Origin of the sequence: Pseudophaeobacter sp. C1-32P7, from assembly GCF_041008775.1 — a bacterium.
GTDB classification, from domain to species: Bacteria; Pseudomonadota; Alphaproteobacteria; order Rhodobacterales; family Rhodobacteraceae; genus Phycobacter; species Phycobacter gallaeciensis_A.
This window is the reverse complement of record NZ_JAXGFR010000017.1, coordinates 35,141-59,776: the sequence shown is the minus strand read 5'-3', so window position 1 is coordinate 59,776 and position 24,636 is coordinate 35,141. Positions and strand designations below refer to the sequence as shown.

The 24,636-nt window shown below is 62.2% G+C and carries 25 protein-coding genes; 13 read left to right on the top strand and 12 right to left on the bottom strand.

What is annotated here, in order from left to right; all coding sequences use genetic code 11:
- The first annotated feature begins 81 nt into the window (after positions 1-81).
- Both amaB and SM763_RS19450 read left to right on the top strand, forming a co-directional pair.
- Positions 82-1,584, top strand: a complete 1,503-nt coding sequence (gene amaB, locus SM763_RS19455; RefSeq protein ID WP_368999478.1) for an L-piperidine-6-carboxylate dehydrogenase — start codon at positions 82-84, stop codon at positions 1,582-1,584.
- Positions 1,574-2,848 (top strand): NAD(P)/FAD-dependent oxidoreductase, encoded by a 1,275-nt coding sequence (locus SM763_RS19450; protein ID WP_368999477.1) that lies wholly within the window; start codon positions 1,574-1,576, stop codon positions 2,846-2,848. Before amaB ends, SM763_RS19450 begins: the two co-directional genes overlap by 11 nt.
- 44 nt (positions 2,849-2,892) lie before the next feature.
- On the opposite strand, the gene SM763_RS19445 is transcribed toward SM763_RS19450, so the two are convergent.
- Complete coding sequence (locus tag SM763_RS19445) at positions 2,893-3,939, bottom strand: zinc ABC transporter substrate-binding protein (protein ID WP_368999476.1); 1,047 nt, start codon at positions 3,937-3,939, stop codon at positions 2,893-2,895.
- A 135-nt stretch (positions 3,940-4,074) separates the two neighbouring features.
- On the opposite strand from SM763_RS19445, the gene SM763_RS19440 reads away from it, so the two are divergent.
- From SM763_RS19440 to SM763_RS19425, 4 genes are all read left to right on the top strand, one after another.
- Complete coding sequence (locus tag SM763_RS19440; protein WP_274834734.1) at positions 4,075-4,557, top strand: Fur family transcriptional regulator; 483 nt, start codon at positions 4,075-4,077, stop codon at positions 4,555-4,557.
- The gene (locus SM763_RS19435; RefSeq protein WP_368999475.1) at positions 4,554-5,351 is read left to right on the top strand and encodes an ATP-binding cassette domain-containing protein; all 798 of its coding nucleotides are present in this window, start codon (positions 4,554-4,556) and stop codon (positions 5,349-5,351) included. Before SM763_RS19440 ends, SM763_RS19435 begins: the two co-directional genes overlap by 4 nt.
- Positions 5,348-6,160: a metal ABC transporter permease gene (locus tag SM763_RS19430; RefSeq protein ID WP_274830751.1), complete on the top strand. Its 813-nt coding sequence runs from the start codon at positions 5,348-5,350 to the stop codon at positions 6,158-6,160. The genes SM763_RS19435 and SM763_RS19430 overlap by 4 nt, the downstream gene beginning before the upstream one ends.
- A 67-nt stretch (positions 6,161-6,227) precedes the next feature.
- Positions 6,228-7,142: a MurR/RpiR family transcriptional regulator gene (locus tag SM763_RS19425; RefSeq protein WP_368999474.1), complete on the top strand. Its 915-nt coding sequence runs from the start codon at positions 6,228-6,230 to the stop codon at positions 7,140-7,142.
- 5 nt (positions 7,143-7,147) lie between these two features.
- On the opposite strand, the gene SM763_RS19420 is transcribed toward SM763_RS19425, so the two are convergent.
- Genes SM763_RS19420 through SM763_RS19405 form a run of 4 tightly spaced genes read right to left on the bottom strand, consistent with a single transcriptional unit; the run spans position 7,148 to position 11,375 of the window.
- On the bottom strand, positions 7,148-7,930 hold the full coding sequence (locus SM763_RS19420; RefSeq protein ID WP_368999473.1) for a dimethylarginine dimethylaminohydrolase family protein: 783 nt from the start codon (positions 7,928-7,930) through the stop codon (positions 7,148-7,150).
- Positions 7,931-7,933: 3 nt separating this feature from the next.
- Positions 7,934-9,535 (bottom strand): 5-guanidino-2-oxopentanoate decarboxylase, encoded by a 1,602-nt coding sequence (locus SM763_RS19415; protein WP_368999472.1) that lies wholly within the window; start codon positions 9,533-9,535, stop codon positions 7,934-7,936.
- Positions 9,532-10,719, bottom strand: a complete 1,188-nt coding sequence (locus tag SM763_RS19410; RefSeq protein ID WP_368999471.1) for a pyridoxal phosphate-dependent aminotransferase — start codon at positions 10,717-10,719, stop codon at positions 9,532-9,534. The genes SM763_RS19415 and SM763_RS19410 overlap by 4 nt, the downstream gene beginning before the upstream one ends.
- Positions 10,716-11,375 carry a TetR/AcrR family transcriptional regulator gene (locus tag SM763_RS19405; RefSeq protein ID WP_274830746.1) on the bottom strand — a complete coding sequence of 220 codons (660 nt, stop codon included), beginning with the start codon at positions 11,373-11,375 and terminating at the stop codon, positions 10,716-10,718. The genes SM763_RS19410 and SM763_RS19405 overlap by 4 nt, the downstream gene beginning before the upstream one ends.
- 91 nt (positions 11,376-11,466) lie before the next feature.
- Between SM763_RS19405 and SM763_RS19400 the strand changes: the two genes are divergently transcribed.
- Genes SM763_RS19400 through SM763_RS19385 form a run of 4 tightly spaced genes read left to right on the top strand, consistent with a single transcriptional unit; the run spans position 11,467 to position 14,631 of the window.
- Positions 11,467-12,276: an ABC transporter ATP-binding protein gene (locus tag SM763_RS19400; RefSeq protein ID WP_274834727.1), complete on the top strand. Its 810-nt coding sequence runs from the start codon at positions 11,467-11,469 to the stop codon at positions 12,274-12,276.
- Between the two features lie 49 nt (positions 12,277-12,325).
- Positions 12,326-13,090 (top strand): transporter substrate-binding domain-containing protein, encoded by a 765-nt coding sequence (locus SM763_RS19395; RefSeq protein ID WP_274830744.1) that lies wholly within the window; start codon positions 12,326-12,328, stop codon positions 13,088-13,090.
- A 9-nt stretch (positions 13,091-13,099) separates the two neighbouring features.
- Entirely contained in the window at positions 13,100-13,852 is a 753-nt protein-coding gene (locus SM763_RS19390; protein WP_274830743.1) for an ABC transporter permease, read from the top strand.
- On the top strand, positions 13,849-14,631 hold the full coding sequence (locus tag SM763_RS19385) for an ABC transporter permease (protein WP_274833981.1): 783 nt from the start codon (positions 13,849-13,851) through the stop codon (positions 14,629-14,631). The genes SM763_RS19390 and SM763_RS19385 overlap by 4 nt, the downstream gene beginning before the upstream one ends.
- A 46-nt stretch (positions 14,632-14,677) precedes the next feature.
- Here the strand turns inward: SM763_RS19385 and SM763_RS19380 are convergent, their stop codons facing one another.
- Positions 14,678-15,361, bottom strand: a complete 684-nt coding sequence (locus SM763_RS19380) for a hypothetical protein (RefSeq protein ID WP_368999470.1) — start codon at positions 15,359-15,361, stop codon at positions 14,678-14,680.
- Between the two features lie 557 nt (positions 15,362-15,918).
- Here SM763_RS19380 and SM763_RS19375 point away from each other — a divergent pair.
- Both SM763_RS19375 and SM763_RS19370 read left to right on the top strand, forming a co-directional pair.
- On the top strand, positions 15,919-17,223 hold the full coding sequence (locus SM763_RS19375; RefSeq protein WP_274830740.1) for an AAA family ATPase: 1,305 nt from the start codon (positions 15,919-15,921) through the stop codon (positions 17,221-17,223).
- Entirely contained in the window at positions 17,220-18,338 is a 1,119-nt protein-coding gene (locus SM763_RS19370) for a ParB/RepB/Spo0J family partition protein (protein WP_274833985.1), read from the top strand. Before SM763_RS19375 ends, SM763_RS19370 begins: the two co-directional genes overlap by 4 nt.
- An 89-nt stretch (positions 18,339-18,427) precedes the next feature.
- Here the strand turns inward: SM763_RS19370 and SM763_RS19365 are convergent, their stop codons facing one another.
- Entirely contained in the window at positions 18,428-19,468 is a 1,041-nt protein-coding gene (locus SM763_RS19365; protein WP_274830738.1) for an OmpA family protein, read from the bottom strand.
- A 190-nt stretch (positions 19,469-19,658) separates the two neighbouring features.
- On the opposite strand from SM763_RS19365, the gene SM763_RS19360 reads away from it, so the two are divergent.
- Positions 19,659-21,155 (top strand): caspase family protein, encoded by a 1,497-nt coding sequence (locus tag SM763_RS19360; protein WP_274833987.1) that lies wholly within the window; start codon positions 19,659-19,661, stop codon positions 21,153-21,155.
- 61 nt (positions 21,156-21,216) lie between these two features.
- On the opposite strand, the gene SM763_RS19355 is transcribed toward SM763_RS19360, so the two are convergent.
- Genes SM763_RS19355 through SM763_RS19335 form a run of 5 tightly spaced genes read right to left on the bottom strand, consistent with a single transcriptional unit; the run spans position 21,217 to position 24,599 of the window.
- Positions 21,217-22,719 carry a DUF4384 domain-containing protein gene (locus SM763_RS19355; RefSeq protein WP_368999469.1) on the bottom strand — a complete coding sequence of 501 codons (1,503 nt, stop codon included), beginning with the start codon at positions 22,717-22,719 and terminating at the stop codon, positions 21,217-21,219.
- Positions 22,716-23,123 carry an ExbD/TolR family protein gene (locus SM763_RS19350; protein ID WP_368999468.1) on the bottom strand — a complete coding sequence of 136 codons (408 nt, stop codon included), beginning with the start codon at positions 23,121-23,123 and terminating at the stop codon, positions 22,716-22,718. The genes SM763_RS19355 and SM763_RS19350 overlap by 4 nt, the downstream gene beginning before the upstream one ends.
- On the bottom strand, positions 23,120-23,530 hold the full coding sequence (locus SM763_RS19345) for an ExbD/TolR family protein (RefSeq protein ID WP_274840688.1): 411 nt from the start codon (positions 23,528-23,530) through the stop codon (positions 23,120-23,122). The genes SM763_RS19350 and SM763_RS19345 overlap by 4 nt, the downstream gene beginning before the upstream one ends.
- A gap of 15 nt (positions 23,531-23,545) precedes the next feature.
- Entirely contained in the window at positions 23,546-24,163 is a 618-nt protein-coding gene (locus tag SM763_RS19340; RefSeq protein WP_368999467.1) for a MotA/TolQ/ExbB proton channel family protein, read from the bottom strand.
- Position 24,164: 1 nt separating this feature from the next.
- Complete coding sequence (locus tag SM763_RS19335; protein WP_368999466.1) at positions 24,165-24,599, bottom strand: hypothetical protein; 435 nt, start codon at positions 24,597-24,599, stop codon at positions 24,165-24,167.
- Between the last annotated feature and the right edge of the window lie 37 nt (positions 24,600-24,636).

Sequence of the window (24,636 nt, the reverse complement as noted above, 5' to 3'; positions counted from 1 at the left end):
AACAAGGGAAAACGCCAACACCTGATCATCAAAGATAGTTCTTTCCCTCATGATCAGCATTCTCTGACAAGGACTCCTTCCATGGATTACGCAGATATCCTGACCGCCGCTGGCCTGACCAAAGACGAACTCTGGGGTGGAACGCTCAGCGTGACCACGCCGGTCGATGGTAGCGAAATCGCCAAGTTGAAGATGCACAGTGTGAGTGAGGCGAACACCCAAATCGCGGATGCGAAACAGGCATTCACGGCCTGGCGGCAAGTGCCTGCCCCGCGCCGCGGTGAACTGGTCCGCCTGCTTGGCGAAGAGCTGCGCCGCGAGAAGGAAAACCTTGGCCGACTGGTGACGCTGGAATGCGGCAAGATCTATCAGGAAGGCCTTGGCGAAGTGCAGGAGATGATCGACATCTGCGATTTCGCGGTTGGCCTGTCGCGCCAGCTTTATGGCCTGACCATTGCATCCGAGCGCCCTGGCCACGCCATGCGCGAAACCTGGCACCCGATGGGCACCTGCGGCATCATCACCGCCTTCAATTTCCCGGTCGCGCCCTGGTGCTGGAACGCGGCGCTGGCCCTTGTCTGCGGCGATCCGGTGATCTGGAAACCTTCCGAGAAGACCCCCCTTACGGCGCTGGCGGTTCAGAAGATCTGCGAGCGGGTTATGGAAACTTTCGGCGACGAAGCTCCAAAAGGCCTGATTCAGACTCTGGTTGGCGAACGCGATCTGGGCGAAGTGCTGACTGCCTCCAAGGATGTTGCGATCATCTCGGCCACCGGTTCGGTGCCGATGGGCAAGGCGGTTGCCGCCGATATGTCCAAACGTCTGGGGCGCACGATTCTGGAGCTGGGTGGCAACAACGCGATGATCGTGGCCCCTTCGGCGGATCTGGAAATGGCCCTGCGCGCCATCGTGTTCTCCGCCGTTGGCACCGCCGGGCAACGCTGCACGACCCTGCGCCGCCTGATCGTGCACAAGGATATCTATGACCAGCTGATCCCGCGCCTGATCAAGGCCTATGAGGGGCTTCCGATTGGTGATCCCCTCGCCGACGGCACCCTGGTCGGCCCGCTGATCGATCGTCCCGCGCTGGACGCCATGGACGCTGCGTTGGCGCAGGCCAAGGCCGAAGGTGGAAAGGTGCACGGCGGCGGGCAGGCGCAAAAGGGCAGCCATGGCGATGCGGCCTATGCCCATCCGGCCATCGTGGAAATGCCGGAACAATCGGCAATCATGCATACCGAAACCTTCGCGCCGATCCTTTATGTGGTGAAATACGACGACTTGGATGAGGCCATCGCCCTGCAGAACGATGTGCCTCAGGGGCTCAGCTCCTGCATCTTCTCCACCGATGTGCGCGAGACCGAATATTTCCTCTCGGCAGCGGGTTCGGATTGCGGTATCGCCAATGTGAACATCGGACCCTCCGGTGCCGAAATCGGCGGGGCCTTTGGCGGAGAAAAGGAAACCGGCGGCGGCCGCGAAAGCGGATCTGACGCCTGGAAAGGGTATATGCGCAGGCAGACGAATACTGTGAACTATTCACGCGATCTGCCACTTGCACAGGGGATCAAATTTGACATCTGATCTGGCATCCAGTCTTTGGCATGACACCTGCCGGGAGCAGATCCTGGCGCCGCAGCTGACCGAAGAGGTCACTGCGGATCTGGTGGTGATCGGCGGCGGCTACACAGGGTGTGCCGCCGCGCTGAAGGCTGCGGGACTGGGCGCCGATGTCCGCCTGATCGAGGCGGGCAGTTTCGGCAGCGGTGGGTCGGGGCGCAATGTCGGTCTGGCCAATGCCGGCCTCTGGCTGCCCCCCGAGGATATCAACGCCGAAATCGGCGAGGCAGCTGGGCGCCGCCTGTCCGACCTGCTCGCCGGGGCACCGGATATGGTCTATGACCTGATCGAAACCCATCAGATCGCCTGCGAGCCGGTCCGCAAGGGCACGCTGCACTGCGCCCATGCCCCCAGCGGCATGAAAGATCTGCAACGGCGCTTCGACCAGCTGTCGCGGATCGGCGCTCCGGTGAAACTGCTGGACGCAAGCGAAGCGCAGGCAAGGGTCGGGTCCGAACAGGTGTTCGGCGCGCTGTTTGATCCACGCGCCGGCACGGTCCAGCCGCTGGCCTATGCCCGTGGCCTCGCCCGGGCCGCTGCGGGCGCAGGTGCAAAGGTCCACGCAGAGACCCCTGCCCTATCGGCCACACGGCAGCAGGATATCTGGGACATCACCACCCCCAATGGCCGCATTCGCGCCAAGCATATGATCGTCGCCACCAACGGCTACGCCCTGCCCATCGAAGGGCTGCAAACCCCGGCCATGATCCCGGTGCATTATTTCCAGGCCGCAACCGATCCGCTGCCGGACAGAGTTCGCAAGGCCATCCTGCCCGAGCTGGAAGGATGCTGGGATTCGGCGCTGGTCATGTCCTCCTGGCGGCTGGATCAGGAAGGTCGCCTGATCATCGGCGGCATGGGGGCGCTGAACCATCCCGGCAGCGGCATTCACCTCGGCTGGCTGCGGCGCAAACTGGCCGATCTATTCCCGGCGCTGGCCGACACGCCCTTGCGACAGACCTGGTTCGGGCGGATCGCAATGACCACGGAACACCTGCCGAAGATCCAGCATCTGGACGGCGGCTATGCCTGTTTCGGCTATTCCGGGCGCGGCATCTGCCCCGGCACACTGTTTGGCACCCGCATGGCCGAGGCACTGCTGACTGGCGAGACATCCTGCCTTCCGGTAGACTCGGTGGCCAGCCACAGCCTGCCCTTTGCCGGGCTCAAACAAGCCTATTACGAGACCGGCGCGACCCTGACGCATCTGGTCAAGAACCGGTTCTGAAAGGGGCAGACCAGGGTCCCCCGCCCTGCCCCTTTCCGGAATACCTAGTGGCAGCTCGCCATGGCGCTGCCCAGTTCGGACAACAGTTCCGTGTAGAAATCCGGCCCAGGCGGGATGTGGCTGCCCATGGGGTCAATCACTACCGTTTTTGCCCCGGTCCCATCCAGCACCGTATCGACCAGTCCCGGATTGAACTGCGGCTCGGAAAAGACACAGGCGACGCCATGGGACGCAACCGCATCGCGGATCTCGGCGATGCGCGCGGGGCTTGGGTCCGAAGCATCGCCTAGCGAAATCGCCCCGGATGAGGTCAGCCCAAAACTGTGCTCGAAATACTGGTAAGCGTCGTGGAAAACGATGAAGGAGCTGGCGCGCAGTGGCTCCAGAACCGCATCAAGGCGCCCCACGGTTTCCTTGATTTCCGCCTGACCGGCCTTGGCGTTGGCCATGTAGATCTCTGCGTTTTCGGGGTCCAGCGCGGCCAGCTCTGCGGCAATGACCGATAGCCACAGCTCTGCGTTTTTCGGCGCCAGCCAGGCATGGGGGTCAATGCCTTCATGCGCGTGACCAGCGTGATCCTCGTGATGCGCGTCGCCGTGTTCATCATGGGCCATGTGATCATGATCGTCACCATGCTCGCCCTCTACGGCGTGATCCTCATGTCCATCGTGATCTTCTCCAGCGTGACCGTCGTGATCATGCTCGGCTTCATGATCGTGATCATCGTGATCAAAGGTCGTGCCCGACCGGAACTCCAGCTCCAGCGTGCCATCGACCTCCAGCAATTCGGTCACCCGCGCCCGCCCCGCCAGGGTCTCAAGCGGGCCTTCCAGCCAGGGTGTCAGTGCTTCGCCAATCCAGAACACCGCATCGGCGCGGTCCAGCGCCAGCGCTTCGGAGGGGCGCATCGCGTAGCCATGGGGTGACGCACCGGGCGGCACCACCAGATCCGGCTCTCCCACTCCCTGCATCACACGGGCGACCAGCCCATGCAACGGCGCGATATCAACCGCCACCCGCGGCACCTCGGCCAGCGCCATCCCTGCCCCAAAAACAGCAGGCAGCGCCGCTGCGTAAGATAAGCCTTTCATTCCGACAGTCCTCTCGTCCCGAGTCGATGTAATTGTATAACATTACGCGGCTTGATAAACGTCATAACATAACATATCAAGACCCAAATCGGCGCCTGTTACTGCCCCTTCAATTGCCCTGTGCGGAGACCCCTGATGGATTCGATCGGCTTCGAAACCCACGATCACAGCAGCTGTATCCACGACTGCATTGCCGCAGTGGATGCCCGGTGCAAGGCAAAGGGCCTGCAATTCACCCCCGTACGGCGGCGGGTGCTGGAAATCCTGCTGCAAGAGCACCGGGCGCTCGGCGCCTATGACATTCTGGACCGGTTGCGCGAAGAGGGACTCGGCTCGCAGCCCCCGGTCGCCTATCGGGCGCTGGATTTCCTGGTCAAGAATGGCTTTGCCCACAAGATCGAACGGCTGAATTCCTTTGTGGCCTGCACCCATCCGGGCGACAGGCACGCGCCGATCTTCATGATCTGCCGAATCTGCGATGCCGTGGCCGAAGTGCATACCGATCCCACCAAGGGACAGCTCGGCTCTGCAGCAGAGGAAGCCGGGTTCCTGATCGAACGCACCGTCGTCGAAGCCGAAGGGATCTGCCCGAAATGCCAGAAGGCACAGGCTGCATGAGCCTTGTATCCCTGAAAGGCCTGTCCGTTCAGTATGGCGGCAACACGGTGCTGTCCGATGTGAACCTGAATATCGAAGCGGGTGAGATCCTCACCATCGTCGGGCCGAACGGATCGGGAAAATCCACGCTGTTGCGCAGCATCATCGGCGCCCTGAAGCCCAGCCGGGGCAGCATCACCCGCGCGCCCGGCCTGCGCATCGGCTATGTGCCGCAAAAACTGCATATCGATCCGACCCTGCCGTTAACCGTGCGCCGGTTTCTGAGCCTGCCGAGCCGCGTCACTGACGCTCAGGCCGAAGCCGCATTGGCACAGGCCGGTGCCGACCGGCTGGCCACGCGGCAGATGTCGGGTCTGTCGGGCGGGCAGTTCCAGCGCGTCCTTTTGGCCCGGGCGCTGCTGACAAACCCGCAACTTCTGATTCTGGATGAAGCCACCCAAGGCCTTGATCAGCCCGGCTCTGCCGCCTTTTACCAACAGATCGCAACCGTGCGGGCTGAACTCGGCTGCGCGGTGCTGATGGTCAGCCATGAATTGCACGTGGTCATGGCCGCCTCTGACCGGGTGATCTGCCTCAACGGCCATATTTGCTGCGAGGGGGAGCCGGAACACGTGGCCTCTGCCCCAGAATACCGGGCGCTGTTTGGCACCGGAACCCAAGGAGCGCTGGCGCTTTACCGGCACGAACACAACCACTCGCACGACCACTCCCACGATCATGGTCCTGGCTGCGACCACGATCACGGCCCCTCCGACGCAAACAGGGGCGTTGCAGATATGGACAAGGTATCATGAGCTTTCTCGACAGTTTCCTGATCCGCGCCGCGCTTGCTGGGATCGGCGTTGCGCTGGCGGCGGCGCCGCTGGGCTGTTTCGTGGTCTGGCGCCGAATGGCCTATTTCGGCGATGCCACGGCGCATGCTTCCATCCTGGGCGTAGCTTTGGCGCTGGCTTTTGATACCTCGGTCTTTGCGGGCGTGCTCGTTACCTCGCTAATGATGGCGACAGCGGTTTCGAGCCTCAGCAACCGGGGCTATGCCATGGATACGCTGCTGGGCGTTCTGGCACATTCTTCGCTGGCCTTTGGCCTAGTCGCGGTCTCCTTCCTGCATGGAGTCCGGATCGATCTGATGGCCTATCTGTTTGGCGATATTTTGGCCGTCAGCCGCGTTGATCTGGCGATTATCTGGGGCGGCGCGGCGCTGGTTCTGCTGTTGCTCTGGGCGCGGTGGTCGGCGCTTCTGACGGCGACCCTGAACCCGGATCTGGCCTATGCCGCCGGGATCGACCCGAAACGAGAGCAGATGGTGCTGACCATTGCCCTCGCGCTTGTCGTCGCGGTGGCGATCAAGGTGGTCGGCGTCTTGCTGATCGCCGCGCTCTTGCTGATCCCGGCCGCCGCCGCACGTCCCTTTGCCTCGACCCCGGAACGAATGGCGCTGATTGCGGCAACGATCGGCGCCTTGTCCGCCCTCGGGGGGCTGCAACTGGCTTTTACCTTTGACACGCCGACCGGGCCGACCATTGTCTGCCTTGCCGCCATCCTGTTCGCGCTTTCCAGTCTGGGTCACGCCCTGCGCCAGCATATCATCGGTCGCAATTGATCCGTGGGCCTGCGCAGACCGTGTGATTTCCTGTTGCATGGTTCAGCACATATGTTCTGTTTATCCCATGACCCCCCAACTTGATCCGAAACAGACCACCCGCCTGCTGGCCACGCTGAAAGAGAGCATTTCCCACATGCCGCCCAAACTGGCGGCGGCGGCGAAATATATCATCGATAACCCGGGTGATTTCGCGCTCGACCCGGTGCGCCTTACCGCCACCAAGGCCGGGATCAGCGCCAACACCCTGGTGCGTCTTGCTGAACATCTGGGGTTTGACAGTTTCGAAGCCTTGCGCACCCCCTTCCGCGCCGCGCTTGTCACTGGGCAAGAGGCGGGGCTGGGAGAGGATTGGCTGGCGCAGATGCAAACCTCCGATGCGCCGTCGGCGGCGCTTCAGGCGCGCGCGGCCCGCAACCAGATCAACATCGTAGCGCGCTCTTTGCGGCTGATGACCCCCGAACGGACCGCTGCCATTGTTGAAACGCTGACCTCGGCACGGCGATGTTACGTTACCGCCACCCGCGCCTCATATGCACTAGCGCATTACTTTCACTACGTGGGGCGGATGGCACTGCCGGATCTGGATCTGGTGCCGCGCCATATGGGCTCGGCGATGGACGATCTGATCGACCTCTCAGCGGAGGACTGCCTGATCGCCATCACCTTTGCCCCCTACTCCTCGGGGACCATTCAGGCCCTGCGCATGGCGGCAAAGAGAGGCGCCAAGGTCGTGCTGATTTCAGACAGCGAGGTGATCGCCCCCGGCATCCATGCCGATCATGTGCTGGCCGTCGCGTCGAATTCGCTGCATGCCTTTGGGGCCTATGGTGGCGCCATGGCGGTTCTGGAATGCCTGCTGACACACCTGATCACGGCAGGCGGAGACGCCGCCCGCCGCCGGATCGAGGCCTATGAGGACCTGCGTCAGGACAGCGGCGCCTACTGGAGTGGCACCAAACTGCCCCGCACTGGCCGCTGACGGGATCAGAACCGCAGCGACAGGCAGGACATGCCGCCGTCCAGTTTCGCGCAGTCGCGGTTGTCGATCTCCACGACCTCGAACCCTTCGCGGTCCAGCATTTCGGCAGTGCGCGGGAACCCCGCCGCCATCAACACCAGATTGTTGAACCGGATCGCGTTGGCCGCTGCCTCTTCGCCATCGGCCACGTGCAGAACCCGGTAGCCTTCGAAACAGCCCGAGGCATCCAGCCGCCGGGTGGACAGGATCGTTTCCGCATCCATCAGGGAACAATCGGTCTTGAAGTGCAAAACCCCCTCGGGCGTGAAAACCTCGCGCAGGGAGTGGCCCCATTCCGCCGCGATCTCTGCCAGCTCGGCAACGCCCGCCGCATCCGTGCGATCCGAGCGGCCCACCAGGATCTCGCGACCGGTCACCAGAATGTCCCCGCCTTCGATATGGCCGGGTCCCTTGATTTCGCGCAGATCTTCGTAACACCCCCGCAGGGCCGGAGCCATTTCGGCCACCTCCCCCATGCGGGACGGCGCGCCGGGGCGCATCAACACGGCGCCCTGCGGCAGGCACAGCGCGGTGTCCTCGACAAAGACCGCATCGGGATAGGCCTCCAGCGGCTCCAACTCGATCACTTCGGCGCCGGTGCTTTTGAGGGTCGCCACATAAGACGCATGGGCCTTCAGCACGGTCTCCAGATCCGGGGTGCCGATATCCTCGGCGCGCAGCCCGTTGACGATGCTGGCCGCCGGATGGCGGGTGATGGCGCGGGTAAACTCAAACGAAGGGTTGGTCATATTCTAGTCCTGTGTCGGCACAAAAACAGGTGCCGCGATTTCAATCATGGAAGGGCCGGATTTCGGCGCCGCGCGCAAAGCAGCGGCGACCTCGGCCGGGATTTGAGCGACCGCCTGATGCGGAATGCCAAAGGATTGGGCGGTTGCGGCAAAATCGGGCGGCGTGGGATCACAGCCAACCACTGTCACGCCAACGTCCTGCATCGAGGTCGCGATTTCGCGGTAGCCGTGGTTGTTCCAGACCACGAATGTGACCGGCAGATCTTCCTCGACCGCGACCATGACTTCGGGCAGCGAAAACTGCGCACCGCCATCGCCGACGATACAGATCACCCGCGCGTCAGGCGCAGCTATCGCGGCCCCGATGGCTGCGGGAATGCCATAGCCGAGCGCGCCATATCCCGTTGCCGCATTGAACCAGCCGCCCGGGCGGTCGTGATCGTAGTAAAGGTTCCCAGCATAGATCGGCTGCGTTGAATCCCCGACCATGATCGCCCCCGGCAGCGCATCGCGCATGGCCTCAAGCACGGCAACCTGATCGCGATACTCCGGTCCCAGCTCTTCCAGAGCGGCATCGCGGGTGCGGGCCGCCCGCGCGGCGCCGTCATTACCCGCCTGCCCGTCCGGCATCGCTGCCAGAAGCGCAGTCAGAAAGCCCCCTGCCCCGCTTTGAATGCTGAGCTCAGCAGGGTGACGCTGCAATTGCTGGTCACATAGATCGACCCGGATCAGCCCAGCCATCGCAGGCATGGTGCCGGTTGCGTACATGTCATAATCCGTCGGCCCCATCTCGGTTCCGATGGCCAGAAGCACGTCGGCCTCTTCGATCAGTGCCCGTGTTGCCTGCAGGCTGGGGCTCGCCGGAACGCTCAGGGCATGATCGAAAAGCACCCCACGGGCGTTGACCGTCTGTACCACTGGAGCATCCAGCCGTTCAGCCAGGCGCCGCAACTGCGCCGCTTCCGATTTGGCCCCGCCGCCTGCAAGGATCACCGGGCGCCGCGCGGCGTTCAGCCGTCGCGCGGCCTCGGCAATCTGATCGGCATCCGCCTCTGGATAGTTCGCGTTTGACTGGGGAGCCGCCGCGCCTGCGGGTGCGGCAGTGCCGGCGATATCCAGTGGGATCTGCACATGCACAGGACCGGGTCGCGGGCTCCGTACGTGATCGAACACCCGGTTCAGCGCCGGAGTCAGCGCTTCTGGACTGTCGACATGTTCGGACACCAGTGCCACCGTCGCCGCCAGCGCGTGCTGGTCGGGCAATTCGTGCAGATGCCCCATCCCCTTCCCCAGCGACGGGGCCGCATTGACCCCGGAGACGACCAGCATCGGCACGGAATCCGCCCGCGCCTGCGCCATGGGCGTCAGCGTGTTGGTCAATCCCGGCCCGGTGATGACAAAGGCTACGCCTGGCTGTCCCGACACGCGAGCGTAACCGTCCGCCATGAACCCGGCGCCCTGTTCGTGGCGCGGCGTTACATGACGCAGCCCCGACGCGGCAAGCCCCCGGTAAAGTTCCACGGTGTGCACTCCGGGAATACCGAACACACAGGTCACGCCGCGCGCCTTCAGATCTGCGACAAGCTGTTCTCCGACGCTGGTCATGCGACCTCCTGCGCCTTTTGGGCGGCATGGGCCACGATCCGGTCAAGCGCTTTGTCGAAACCTGCATCTTCGATGGTCAGTGCCACGCGCACCCAGGTCTTCAGGCTTTCCCCGAAAGAAGAGCCCGGCATCACCGCAACCCCACCGTTTTCCAACAGATCCATCGCATAGGCATCACCATCCATGCCGGTGGCAGAGACATCGATCATTGCGAACATGCCCGCCTCCGGCCGGTGCACGGTCAGTCCTGTTTCCGCATGCAGCCGATCCGCCAGACGTTCGGCGCGGGCAGAGAACCGGCTCACCATGCCTGCCGCCACAGAAGATCCCTCGCGCACCGCCTGTTCGGTCATGTCAGCGATGAAAGGCTGGTTGCCGAACAGCATGGTTTCGGAAAACGGCAGCAAGGCATCGCAGAAGTCCTTGGAGGCGACACACCAGCCGCTGCGGAATCCCGGCGCGGCGTGGGATTTGGAAACCGAGGATACGGCGATCACCCGGTCCGCGATATCGGCCTGCGCCAGCGGCGATGTAAACTCAGCACCATCGAACACCAGTTCGGCGTAAACCTCGTCCGAGATGATCCAGAAATCATGCTCCACGGCAAGTTTGCCGATGGCCGCGATATCCTCTGGCGTCAAAATCGACCCTGTGGGATTGTGCGGTGAGGTCAGCAGCACCGCGCGGGTCCGCGGTGTGATACGGGCGGCGATATCTTCGGCCTGCATGCGAAACCCGTGTTCGGGGCGCAGGGGCACGGGCACCATATTGGCGCCGGTTGCGCGAATGACCCCTTCGTAAGTGGCATACATAGGATCCCCGACCAGCACCTCATCGCCGTGCTGCGCGACACCGGTCATCACTGCGAACAGCGCGGTCTGCGTGCCCGGAAAACAAAGGAAGTTGTCCGGCTCAAACGCCCGGCCGATCTTGCTGCTGTATTGCGCGGCCAGCGCCCGGCGTAGATTCATTTCGCCGCGCCCATCGGAGTATCCAGTACGGCCAGACTGCATGGCGCGTGCCGCAGTATCAAGCAGCGCCTGCGGCACTGGCACGTCCGGCTCACCGATGGTCATTTCGACCAGATCGGCGCCTGCTTCGGCCATGGCGCGTGCTTTCAGGTGTATTTCCCATTTTGCACCGCCCAGCCCTGCCAAACGCTTGGTCACATCTGTTGTTTTCATGGCCGATCAGCCTTTTCCTGAGGTGTCATTTTCAATTCTAATCCGGTAATGGCGCCGACGGAGCGCACCCCGATTTCGGGCAGCTCTCCCGGCTCAAAAGCATCCGGCAAGGCGCCACCTTCGAGCCATAGACCGTCGATCACCGCGTTACAGGCAATGGCGAGATGACGCAGACCAGGCGGCGCGACGGAGCGTCCGGTCTCACGCAGCGCAGCATCAATCAGCGCCTCAAGCCGGTCCCGGAAATCGGCATAGGTCTGCGCGTGAATCTGGCGCATGACCGGATCCTGCTGCACCTTGTTGAGGAAGCTGGCCCAAAGACCAATCGAACGCGGATCGACAACCGGCGGCGTAAGCGAGGCCACAACAAAGGCCGACAACCTGCTCACCGCACAGCCGGTGACCTGCGTGGCCGGGGCCTCGGTCAGATCCGTCATATAGGTCATGTGATGTTCGTAGGCAGCGCTGATCAACTCTTCCTTGGAGGAGAAGTAGTGCCGGATCAGACCTTGCGTCACATCGGCACGCTCGGCGATGGCCCGGACCGTCGCCCCACGCACGCCATTTTCGGCGACCAGCTCAAGCGTAGCCGCGATCAGGGCGGCCTTTCGGGCCTCTGCAGTCTCCCGCTTAAATTTCCGGCGTTCTTCGGTCACGGTCTCTCCGGCCTGACGATTTCAAATTATACACTTGCATAATTACTATTGTTCGTCCTTACTACAAGCCGAAAAGTAAGGACCGCGAAAAATGCCGCAAAGCGCCGCTGCCAGCACAGCTGCTCAGACACCCCCTGCCCCCGACGCCGCCACCGAGGCGATCCGGGTCACGGATCTGCACAAATCATTCGGGCATCTGGAGGTTCTGAAGGGGGTTTCACTGACCGCGCAGAAAGGCGACGTGGTCGCCATCATCGGCGGCTCCGGCTCTGGCAAATCAACTATGCTGCGCTGCATCAATTTTCTGGAACAACCCACGTCCGGCAAGATCATCATCGGCGGCGAAGAAGTCGCCATGCGCAGCGATGGCAGTCCGGCGAATCGCCGTCAGATCGAACGGATCCGCACCCGTCTGGCCATGGTGTTCCAGCAGTTCAACCTCTGGACCCACCGCACCCTTCTGGAAAACGTGATCGAAGTGCCGGTGCATGTGCTGAAACAACCGCGCGCCGAAGCGATCACCAAGGCCCGCCAGTTGCTGGAACGGGTCGGGCTTGCCGACAAGGCAGATACCTTTCCGGCCTTTCTGTCCGGCGGACAGCAGCAGCGGGCGGCGATTGCGCGCGCGCTGGCGGTCGATCCCTCGGTCATGCTGTTCGACGAACCCACATCGGCGCTGGATCCGGAACTGGTGGGCGAAGTGCTGACGGTCATCCGCGACCTTGCCGCCGAAGGGCGCACCATGCTGCTGGTGACCCACGAAATGAAATTCGCCCGCGAGGTCGCGGATCACGTTGTCTACCTCTACCAGGGGCGGATCGAGGAACAGGGACCGCCAGAACAGGTCTTTGGCAACCCGCAATCCCCCCGTCTGCAACAGTTTCTGAAATCCGTCCACTAAGGGCGGCAAGGCCGCAAAGGCCAATCATCTCAACTCAGGGAGAATACCTATGACATTCAAATCATTGCTTTCCGCGACAACCGCCGCGCTGGCGCTGGCCGCGACCATGGCCACCGCCGAAGAAGTGAAGATCGGTATCGCGGCCGAACCCTATCCGCCCTTTGCTTCGGCTGACAGCTCCGGCAACTGGGTTGGTTGGGAAATCGACGTCATCAACGCGGTTTGCGCCGCTGCTGAACTGGACTGCGTGATTACTCCGGTTGCATGGGACGGCATTATCCCGTCGCTGACCGGCAAGCAGATCGACGCCATCATGGCCTCCATGTCGATCACCGAAGAGCGCATGAAAACCATCGATTTCTCCGACGCTTACTATAACACCCCCACGGTGATCGTTGCGGACAAATCCATGGACATTGAGCCGACCCCTGAATCGCTGGCAGGCAAGATCCTGGGCGTGCAGGCCTCGACCATCCACCAGGCCTATGCGCAGGAATACTTCAAGGACGCCGAAATCCGCGTCTATCAGACCCAGGACGAAGCCAACCAGGATCTGTTCGCCGGCCGCATCGACGCGACCCAGGCCGACAGCATCGCCATGGCGGATTTCGTCGGTTCTGACGCAGGCGCTTGCTGCGAGATCAAAGGTCCGGTGAAAGACGACCCTGCCATTCTGGGCAAAGGTGTTGGCGCCGGTGTGCGCAAGGGTGAAGAGGATCTGAAGGCGGCGCTGAACAAAGGGATCGCCAAGATCCTTGCCGACGGCACCCACGCCGAAATCACCTCTAAGTACTTCACGACCAGCATCTACTAAGGCGCTATCGTGACTGACTTCCTGAACGCGCTTGGTCTGGCTGACAGCGCAGCACTGCTATCGCTGTCGGCTCCAGGCTGGGGAAGCAACCTGCTGCGCGGGTTGGCAAATTCTCTGCAAATCGCCTTTGGTGCTTTTGGACTGGGGCTTCTGATCGGGCTGTTCGGGGCCTATGGAAAACTTTACGGCGGGAAGGTCACGCGTGACCTTCTGGCCGTATACACCACCGTGATCCGCGCCGTTCCCGAACTGGTGCTGATCCTGATCCTCTATTACGTGGGCACCGATCTTATCAACAAGGCATCGGCGCTGCTTGGCGGTGGGCGGATCGAGATCAACGGGGTCGCCGCCGGCATCTGGGTTCTGGGGATCGTGCAGGGCGCCTATGCAACCGAAGTGCTGCGCGGCGCCATTCAAGCCGTCCCGCCCGGTCAGATCGAAGCGGCCCGCGCCTATGGGATGCCTGCATTGATGACCATGCGCCGGGTCACCATCCCGGCGATGATGGCCTTTGCCACGCCGGGTCTGGCCAATCTGTGGCTGATCGCGACCAAGGACACCGCATTGCTGGCCGTTGTCGGTTTCAACGAGCTGACGCTGGAGACCAAACAGGCCGCCAGCAGCACCCGCGCCTATTTCACCTTCTTCCTTGCTGCCGGGGCGCTCTACCTGCTGGTTACGCTCTGCTCCGGGGTCATCTTTGGCCGGGTTGAGAAATGGGCCCGCCGTGGTCAGCCGTCGCTAAAGGAGGGCCGCCAATGACCAGCCTGCGCGCATTTTTCCAACCGCATCGGATCGTGATGCTGGCGCTTTTTGCGGCCTTTGTTGTCTGGTGCGCCGTCAGCCTGCGCTGGGACTGGCTGCCGAAATACATGCCGCTGGCGATCGAAGGCATGTGGACCACGCTTTGGATCCTCGTGGTGACAACCATCCTCGGCTTTCTTCTGGCGGTGCCGCTGGGGCTCGCCCAGGCGGTGGGGCCTTGGTATCTGTCCGCCCCGGCCCGGATGTTCTGCACGGTGATACGCGGCACCCCGTTGCTGCTGCAGATCTGGCTGCTTTATTATGGGCTTGGCTCCTTGTTTCCGCAGTTTCCCTGGATCCGTTCCTCTGAACTATGGCCGTACCTGCGGCAGGCCTGGCCCTATGCGGTGCTGGCGCTGACGCTGTCATATGCCGGGTACGAGGGCGAGGTGATGCGGGGCGCATTCTCTGGCGTTGCCCGTGGACAGCTGGAGGCGGCCAAATCCTTTGGCATGCCCCGGATGACCATGTTCCGCCGCATCTGGCTGCCTCAGGCCGTGCGCAATGTGCTGCCGACGCTTGGCGGGGAAACCATCCTGCAATTGAAGGCAACGCCGCTGATCGCCACCATCACGGTTATGGACATCTACGCGGTGTCCTCCCGCGTTCGCTCCGACACCTTCATCGTCTATGAGCCGCTCTTGCTGCTGGCGCTGGTCTATATGGTGATTGCAGGGATCATCAGCCTCATGTTCGGCTATTTCGAACGTCAGGTGCCCGGCGGGCATCGCCGATAGGTTCACCTACCGTTCTAGGCGCCCTCCGATGCGGGGGCGCCTTTCTTCACGACACGACGGTAATGTCTGTAATGTCGCTGTCCACATCACGGCAGGCGGTCAGCAGTCTGCGCTTCAGGTGCGACATAACATAGGTCGCATGGAACCGGCTCGGCGCGCGCAGCACCAGGCGGCCCCCTGCCCTGCTCTCCCGTGTCAGAGCCTGTATCCACGCCGTATAGGTCGCCATGTCCTCAGTATGCAGCAAGCCCTTGGCGAGGCTCCATTCGGTGCCATCAGACAGATCCGGCGCCGGTGCGCTGGCCTCGCTGCGCAAGGGCACCACATTGGTTGGCTGTTCGTCGCCACCGCTCATCCTGCAGTCAAAATCAGGGCCTACGGCGGCCCAGCGGTCCCGGGTGTCATCCAGTATCCGATCCAGCCCCAGACCGTACTGAGAGACCCTGCCCCGCGCGCCCTGCCGTTTGATGACCAGCCATCCCATGGAGCGCAGCTTGGCCATCTCTCGCTTCACGGTGCGCTCATCCACATCCCAGAGCCGGGCAATCTCGCGCTGGCCTACAGCAAGTTCATCCCGTTGCCAGTTGTAGCGAGCTGTCAGAAGCGTCAGTAAACGAAGAACAAGCCGTTGGGAGGTTGGTCCCTGTGCCAGCGCATATGCTCCCATGGCAGTGAGAACATCGTACTTGATCGCCGCCGCATGACGACCCGCTGGTCTTTTGGCAAGCATTGCCATCCCCGTTCCCGCCATGGCTGCTATTTGTTTCAAATAGCAGCCGGTTGCCTCATGCGCTGTGTTTTCTTGTCTGAGAGAACGCAGCCGTCGTGTTGGTCGGTTTCGATCCGAACTCAACGTTTTTCTGTATCTTGGCCTAATTTGCGTCCGGAGTTCCGATTCTGTCAAGAACCCATCGGATTGGTCGGGCATACCCAAACCTTTTTCTGATAAGAAAATTGGTATCAATGGTATTGGGGGACGTTCTGGATGTCCCTTATTCAATCGAAAATGTCCCCCAATAGGTTGGGGAGGGTTTCTTTATGTCCCCCTATATCTGCGCCATTGTAGGCCAAAAAACGGAGCGTATTGCCATGTGCCTCCGAATCGGCGGAGCGGTGACACAGGTGTTTGTTTTCAGCCCTCTGAACAAAGTGTCCCCGCAGGGACAGGACGCTAATCCGAACAATAATAGGTTTTGCGTTTTTTGCAAATCCGACGTAAATGGGTTTTGAGGCAGAATTAGCGTCCTGGGTAAACGGGACCTATGCCACTTTGATGTAGGAGCAGTCATGTTTACACACGAAGACCTGGCCCGGTTGCAGGCGCAGTCACTCAAGATGCAAAGCTGGATCCGGCAGCAGACCTTTTCCCCCGAGATGGAAAAGACCCTGCGCAGATTTTCCAGCTGGGAAGTCGCAGAGCTGATTTTCAAGGTCAATCAATCCACTCTGCGCGGGCGGTTGGCGGCCGACCCCTCCCTGCCGCAGGGACAGGTCGAAGAAGACGGCCGCCAGCGCTGGTATTCTCTGGAAGAGATCAACGAGCTGCGTCGCCGGATCAAGATCAACCGCAAGTCCCTGCTGCCGCAGCGCCCGGCGGGCAAGCGCGCTCTGCGGGTGGCGATTTCCAACTTCAAGGGCGGCGCCGGCAAGTCCACCGTGGCACTGCATTTCGCCCACGCGGCGGCGCTGGACGGATACCGGGTGCTCTGCCTCGATTTCGACCCGCAGGCGACCCTCTCCCACTCCATGGGGCTGAGCGACGTGACCGAGGACTATACGGTCTGGGGCATCATGGCGCGGGATCTGGTGCGCGAAACCGAACGCATGAATGCATCAGCCCGGGGCGCCGAAACCGGGGCCGCCCTGCCCGAACGTCGCCTGCCGGGATCGATCACCGGCATGGGTCTGCAGGATTTGCGCATCGGGGATTTCATCAAGCCGACCAGTTGGCCGACGATTGATCTGGTGCCCAGCTGCGCCAATGCGGCCTTTGTTGAATTTGCCAGCGCGCAGTACCGCTACCTCAATCCTGAATGGTCCTTCTTTGCGGCTGTGTCGCGTTACCTCGATCAGTTACCGGCGGATGAATATGACCTGATCATTTTCGATTGCCCGCCGGCGATTGGCTATCAGTCGATGAATGCGGTCTTTGCGGCCGACATGCTCTACATCCCGTCGGGGCCGGGCTACTGGGAATACGATTCCACCACCTCTTTTATCGGACAGCTGTCCGAAGCGCTTGAGGATCTGTCGGCCTTCAACGGGGTTGTCCCCGCGGGGACGTTCTCTTTGCCGAAGGTGTTTCAGGACGTCCGCTTCCTGTTGACGCGCTATGAATCCGGCAACGATCTGCACCGCGCGATGCGTAGTGCCTTCATGAAGGTTTTCGATGGCAGGATGACTGAGCATCCGATCGAAATGACCCGCGCGGTCGAACAGTCAGGGCGGTTCCTGAGCTCGATCTACGAGATCGATTACCGGGACATGACGCGCGAAACCTGGCGGCGTGCGCGGGCGTCATTTGATCAGGCCTATGATGAATTCAAGACAAACGCGGTGGCCGCCTGGGAAAAGCTGGAGGATGAAGCATGAGCAAGCGCAGAGTTTTCGACATCGATTTTCCAGAAGACTCCCCTGCCCCGGCTCCGGCCGAACCGCCCCGGCAGAACACGGCTGAGGGATCGGGCTCCGGCGCGGCGCGGCGCGGTCCGATGGCGACGGCTATCACCGAGAACGCAGATGCCCTGCGCCAGCGCGCCGAGGCAGAGAAAACGATCCGAGCGGAAAATGACCGGCTGGCGCATGAGTTCGTGCGGCTCAAGAAACTGGGGCTGGTCGTGGACCGGATCCCGCTGGGGAAGATCCGCACTGACAAACTGGTCCGGGACCGCTCTGTCAGCCGGGATCCCGAATTGGATGAGCTGAAGGATTCGATCCGCTCGATCGGGCTGTCGAACCCGATCCGGGTCGAGGAAGACGGGGGTGTCTATCAGCTGGTTCAGGGCTTTCGGCGTCTGTCGGCTTATCGTGCCCTGCTTGAGGAAACGGGCGATGACAGCTTCGCAGCCATTCCGGCTGGGCTGGTGGCCAAGGGGGAAACCCTGCAGGGCCTCTATCGCCGGATGGTCGATGAAAACCTGGTGCGCCGGGATATCTCCTTTGCCGAGATGGCGCAGCTGGCCGTGTCCTATGCGCAGGATCCCGAGACGGAGGCGGACAGCATTGATGAGGCGGTGCGGCTTCTCTATGCCTCTGCCGGTCGTCAGAAACGTAGCTACATTCGCCATTTTGCCGACTTGCTGCTCATGATCGGGCCCGAGCTTACCTTCCCTGAGGTGATCCCCCGCGCGTTGGGGCTCGATCTGAAGAAGCGGCTGGCGGATGATCCAAAGGCGCAAGCGCAGTTGCAGGCACAGCTGCGGTCTCTGCGGCCTGATACGGCAGAGGCAGAACTGGTGCTTTTGCGGGGTGTCCTGACATCGCCGACATCCGAAGCTTCCAGCAGTCCCGCTGGTGGGACCGCGCCGAAATCGGCCAGTGCAAAGACGACCCTGCGCTGCGCTGTCCCCGCGGGGACGGTGCGATGTCAGGCCCGGGATGGGAAGATCGAGATGGCGATGGAACGGGATTTCTCCGCCATCGACCGGCGTCGGCTCGAAGAGGCAATCTCGGCCTTCTTCACCACGCTGGACCGGGGCGCGGAATAAATCCCAGCCACAGGGCGAAGTGTCTTGGAGAAAATAAAAGGGCTGTCCCCGCGGGGACAGCCCTTTCTTTTTTGCCGGTTTGCCGTGGGTCAGTTCAGAACCTTGAAATCAATCCGCCGGTTCTTGGCCCGGTTCTGCGCGGTGTCGTTGGACACCAGCGGCGTGGTTTCACCATAGCCGACCGGTTTCAGTCGATCCGCCCCAATGCCTTTGCGGGTCAGATAGCTCACCACCGCATCGGCGCGTTGCTGGCTCAGTCGCATGTTCCAGGCCGCCTGGCCCTGACTGTCGGTGTGACCACCAACCTCAAGAATGATCGAGGGGCAGCGGCTGACGATATCGTACAGGCTGTCCAGAAAGATGATCGAGGTTCGGTCCAGCCGCGCGGTGGACGGGGCAAAGTTCACGCTGCGGCTGCGGGACAGAATATCGAACCGGCCAAGGCAGGCCTCGCGGCTGAAATCTCCGGCGGTTTCCAGCGCGGCCGAGGCTCCGGACACAGGCGCGGCGATGGCTGGCGCCGTTCCGGGGGAGGTGCGTTGGAAGGTCAGGTTGAGATTGACGATCCCCAGCGGTGTGATGGTGACATTGGCGGCTTCCTCCAGCTTCTCGCGCCCGGCCATCAGGTTGAAATCCTTCAGCTGCAGGATGACGGGATCGACCGAGGAAATATTGACCCGGTCATTGTCCAGCAGGGTTACCGCAACCCGCGGGGACAGGTCGACATCGGCGCCATGCAGCGACAGGGTGACGGGAACCTGCATCAGCTTGCGGCGCACTGTGGGCAGGTCCGCCAGCTGCGCCGGATCCAGAACCGCGGTGACGGTGGCCTCGGGATGGGCGAAGGTTTCAAAGAACAGGAACCGCATCCGCACATTGCGCAGGTCGATCTTGGTGTCGACCGAATCCAACGCGATCTTGATCTGGGCGATGCCTTTTTCGGTGATCTGCCCGCTGAAGGCCGCGAATTCGCTGGTCTCGGCGATGGTGCCTTTCTTGACCGACAGGAAAGTGATGGTGGAAATCTCCGGATCCAGTTGCCAGCCGTGTTCGAACGGATCGGCCGCAAAAACCGTGCGGGGCAGGGTGAAAAGGACGAGGAAAATCGGAAGAATGAGCAATCGGAACATGGGACAAGCCACTCCTGGCGGAACTAGGACACTGTTCCCCGCATAGCACGAAATAGTAGGGAACTGCTGCTAGCATAACAGGAAACTTGTGGTGTGGCGCAAGGATGGCGATACTTTCGGCAGGAATTTCCCGGCCTTGCGATCCTTTGTGGATGCTGCGACGGTGTGAAAAGGTGTTGGAGTAAAGTAAATGCGCGCGATGTTTGCGGCGATCCGAATTGGCCTCGCTCTTCTTTTGGTTGTGTTCTGGGGAGCCAGTCATGCGAGGGCGGAAGAACGTCTGGCCCTGGTCATTGGCAACTCTGCCTATGCATCCGTCACCGCGTTGGACAACCCCGACCGGGACGCACAGCTGATCGCGCAGACGTTGGAACAGCTTGGATTTACGGTCACTGTTGAGACGGATCTGACACAGGTCGGGATGAAGCGAGCGATTGCCCATTTCGGGCGCAGCCTGCGGGCGGCGGGGGAAGATGCCACCGGATTGTTCTATTACGCCGGGCACGGGGTGCAAAGCTTTGGCAACAACTACCTGCTGCCGGTCGATGTTGCGCTGGCCGATGCCGCGGATCTGGACCTGATGGCGGTCGAAGCGCAATCAGTGCTGCGGCAGATGGCTTCGGCGCGCAATCGAACCAACCTTGTGATTCTGGATGCCTGCCGCAACAACCCGTTCGAAAATGTGCCGGATCTGGACGAAAGCGGTCTGGCCGAAATGAAGGCTCCGACCGGCACCTTCCTGGCCTATGCGACGTCTCCGGGTGGGGTGGCTCTGGATGGGGACGGGGACAACAGCCCGTTTACCCAAGCATTGGCGACGCAAATTCAGGTCCCGGGCCAGCCGGTCGAGCAGGTGTTCAAGGACGTGCGCCGCGCGGTACTGGAGCAGAGCCGGGGACAGCAGACCCCCTGGGACACCTCATCGCTGGTCAGCGACTTCGTCTTTGCCAAGGCTCCTGAGGAACGGGCGCTCACACCGGCAGAGACTGAGGAGCTGCAGTTGTGGCGCTCGGTCGAGGCGACGCGGGATCCGGTGCAGTTGATGCTGTTCCTGCGCGGCTATCCCGACGGGGCCTATACCCAGGAGGCGCGGGACATGCTGAAGGACGTCATGGCAGAGGAACTGGCCGGTGGTGGCACCGCGGCGCCTGCGCCCACGTCACAAGGTCCCGACGAGGCCGAAACGGCCATGTTCAATGCGGCGCAGCAGGATGGCAGCCTCAGCGCTTATGAGGCCTATCTGCAAAATTACCCGGCTGGCACCTATGCCGAGATCGCCCGCACCGAAATCGCGGCGCTGACGGCCGGTTCCGGCACGGATCCAGAGGCTGGGGGAGAGCCGGAGGTCGTCGCGGCGCCTGCCGAAGATCCGGGGCCAAGACCCGCGGATTCAGGGCCGGTCACCTATGCCAGCCCCCTGGATGCAGAGGTAGCAGCGCTTGCGGGCAAAAGCCTAGCCGAAGTGGTCGATCTGTCGCCGATGTTCCCCCCAATCGAGGGGCTGCCGGAAAGCTATTGGAAAGAGCAGACCTGCAGCGCCTGCCATCAATGGAACCGGGAGCGTCTATGCGATCAGGGCAATACCTATCTTAGCCTCAACATGCAGCGCTCCCTGTCCAAGCAGCATCCGTTCGGCGGCGCCTTGAAACGCACGCTGAAATCCTGGGCCGCCGGGGGCTGCCAATAGGGGATCATCTATCACGCTGGCAGATTGGGTGCCTGCCTGTTCCGCATGATGCTGGACGGGATCAGGGTGCGTGCGTGGTGACAAGGAAATAGACCCATTCCCCTTTAAAATCAGTGTGTTGCTCTCTTGCTTCTGTCACACGCTCGCGCAGCCAAGCCAGATAGGGTTCGGCGGGTTCGCTGATGGGACGCAGCCCGGAAAAAAGCGGATGAGAGGCGGCAAAGGCGACTGCGATTTCCTGCCCGTAGGGCGGGCCAACGGCGATCTGCAGGCCGGGATCTCCGTCTTCCCTGGCACCAACGCGCAGCGGATCTTTGGCAGGGGTCTGCTGTAGTGCGATGGTTTCATTCGGGACCAGATGCAGCACCTGCCCGCCTGCATCGAAATAATCGACATAGACATAGGCGGGGTAATCCGGCGCGGTCAGATCGAAGAACAGCCGGTCGCCGCCTGCATAGGACAGGACCCGTGCGTGGGCGTCGTCCCCGACCAGCAGGGGATTGGTGATCTGATCCGTACTTTGCGGCAGGCCGACCTCTCCGATCCCGGCAAGGGCGCCGCATTGCGGGCGCGGTAGCAGGCGCATCTGGTCGGATACGGTGATGTCCTGTCCCATCTGCGCCTGAAGGGCGGCAAGCACCGGTGCCCGCATCCCGTCTTCCGGAATATGGCCGCGCAGGGAGAGCGTGGCGGTATCCGGGTCAAAGGCAACCTGAAGCCGGGAGCAGGGCACGGCGGCCAGACTGCCCAGCAGCCCATCCCGCAGGCTGTTTCCGTCTGACGCAGCGGCGGTGGGCGCCATGAAGCTTTGGAAGGCCGCCAGTGAGACAGGGTCGATCCCGTCCGGTGCGCCGCCCTGAAAGGCAAGAGCGGCGGTGACCTGATCACTTTGCGGAACGGCGGTGGGCAAAACCGTAGCTTTGGGCGGGAGCGTTTGCGCCGCATCCACTGATGGCGATGCCTGCGGCACCGGCGCCGTGTCAGGGGCGAACTGAGCAATGGGCTGCGCAGCCGGGGCCGCCGTTTTCACGTCGAGTGAGGGCTCTGCAGCCGGTGAAAGGCGGGCAGGCGGTAGATCGGTTGCGGCAAGCGCCACATCGGCAGACGGTGTGGTCGATATGGATGGTGTGATCTCGGGGGATAGGCTGGCAACCGCAGCCGGTTTGACTTGCGCAGACGCAATGGGCTGCGCCGCAGGTGGGGCTTGCGCGATAGCTGCACTTTGTGCGGGCGCGGCTGCCGGAACCGAGGCAAGGGAGGGGGGCGAGCTCGCAAGGGCCTGTGGTTGCGGCTCGGCCAGGCGCGCCTCTGATTGCGGCAGCGGATTGGCCGCCAGCCCCTCTTGTTGCGGATCAGCCTCTGCGGCGGTCTCGCCTTCGGGCTGCTGCGGGATTGCCTGGCTGCGGTTCAGCCGTTGCGCCGCCATTGTCAGGCTGCTTTGGGGCGTGGGCTGTTTGACCAGATCATCGGGGCGCAGGCTGAACACCAGCGCGCCTGCCATGGCCGCATGGGCCAGGCCAGATGCGACAAGACCCGCACCCCATATGGAGGCCCGCGATGTCATCCGCCGGTCTCGGGGGTGACGACCAGAACCACATCGCGGAAGCCGAGCTGTTGCGCGCGGCTGACCAGAGGCAGGACATTGCGCAGCTCTGCTGCGCGGTGGGCGTTGATCCGTAGGCGCAGATCCGGGTTATCCTGCAGATGCCTGCTCAGCACGTCGGGCAGATCTTCGGGGCGCATGTCATCGCCATCCAGCGCCAGGGCGCCCTTCGCCGATACGGCCAGCGTGATGCCGCCAGCGGGCATATCGCGTCCGGTTTCGGCATGGGGCGGGTTGACTTCAAATGGAGCGGTGGCGTCCATCCGTCCGATCAGCATGAAGAAAATGAGCAGGAAGAACACCACATCGATCAGGGCAATGATCGATTCGGATTGGGCTGCGCGGGCAGGGCGGGTCAGCTTCATGGCTGCACCTCCAGCCTCAGGACCCGTAGCTGCTGCACATCGGCTTGTGCGGCCTTGTCCATCACGCTGATCAGAGCCTGCGTCGATGCGGCTCCAGAGGGCAGGATCAGAACCTGTGTCAGAGGGTCGGCGGCAATGGTGCTGCGCAGGAGGCTGTCCAACTCGGAGCCGGACAGGGGCCGACCCCGGATCACCGGAATGCCATCTGCGCCGAGGCGAATCATCACCGTATCGGTTGGCGTCGCGGCAGGGCCTGTTGCCCCGTCGGAGGCCCGCAGGGCCGGGATCATATCAAGGTTCAGATAGGTTGAGGTGACCATGAAAAACACGAGCAGGATCAGCATCACGTCGATCATCGGCACCAACGAGATCAGCGCGCGGGGTCTTGAGGCTCGTTTCAGGATCATGGCGCCACCATCCGATCAGCGGCTGGCGTCGGCCAGCATCAGCCTGCCCACGGCGCTTTCGATGGTCTGGGCCGCGCGTTCGATCCGGGATGCAAAAAGCCCTGCCGCGATGGCCGCAGGAATGGCCACCAGCAGCCCTGCCGCGGTGGTCAGCAGCGCCTGCCAGATCCCGCCGGCCAGAACCGAGGCGTTTGCAGCGCCCTGAGCCAGTTCAAGCTCCTGAAAAGACTGGATCATGCCCAGAACGGTGCCCAGAAGCCCCAGCAAGGGCGACACCATGGCGATGAGTTCCAGCAACCGGATCAGGCTGTTCATGCCCGCGACCTCTTCGTTGCCGCGCCGCTCAAGTTCGGACATCAGCAGAGGGCCTTTGAGGCCGCTGCCCAGGGCGTCCATCGCATAGGTCATGACACGGTCGGCCGGGGCGCGGCCCGCTATTATTGCGTCTTTGGCGCTTTTCCGGTCGCCGCCGCTCCAGAGGTCGATCGCTTTTGCCCGCGCCGCCTCTCCGCGGCAGACGGACCAGAGCTGGATCAGCTTCACCGCGATCACGGTGAGGGACAGTAGCGACATCAGCGCCAACAAGGCGATGACTGGCCCGCCAGTGCCCAGCATTTCCCAGGTGGTGGCCATCTTATTTCACCAGCTGCGCAGCTGCGCGCGATTCAAGGTTGAGGATCGGAAAGCAATCCATCTGCTCTTCGTTCTGCGGCTGGCAGGAGGTGATGTCATGCAGCAGGATCTCGGAAATGTTGCCGCAGGCGATGTCGGGAATTTCAAAGAGTTTCAGGGTTGTGCGCTGAACGGGCAGGGGGGCGGCATCCACCGACAGAAGCCGGTCGATAACACCGCCAGCATCAAGGATCGCCAGAGACATTTCAAACCCGGCAAAGCTTTTCCCGGTTTGATTGCGGAACAGGAAGAAGGCGCGGCACCCACCGCCGTCGATCTCTTCGGTCTTGTTCAGCTCCACCAGCAGCGGGCCTGTCTCGGCCATGGAATTGCGGGGCAGGGCAATGAGCGTAACCGCGACCATCACGGCCGCGACGTGCAGGAATTTGAGGGGCATGAAAGTCTCCAGTTCTTCAAAATGTAATTAAAAACTC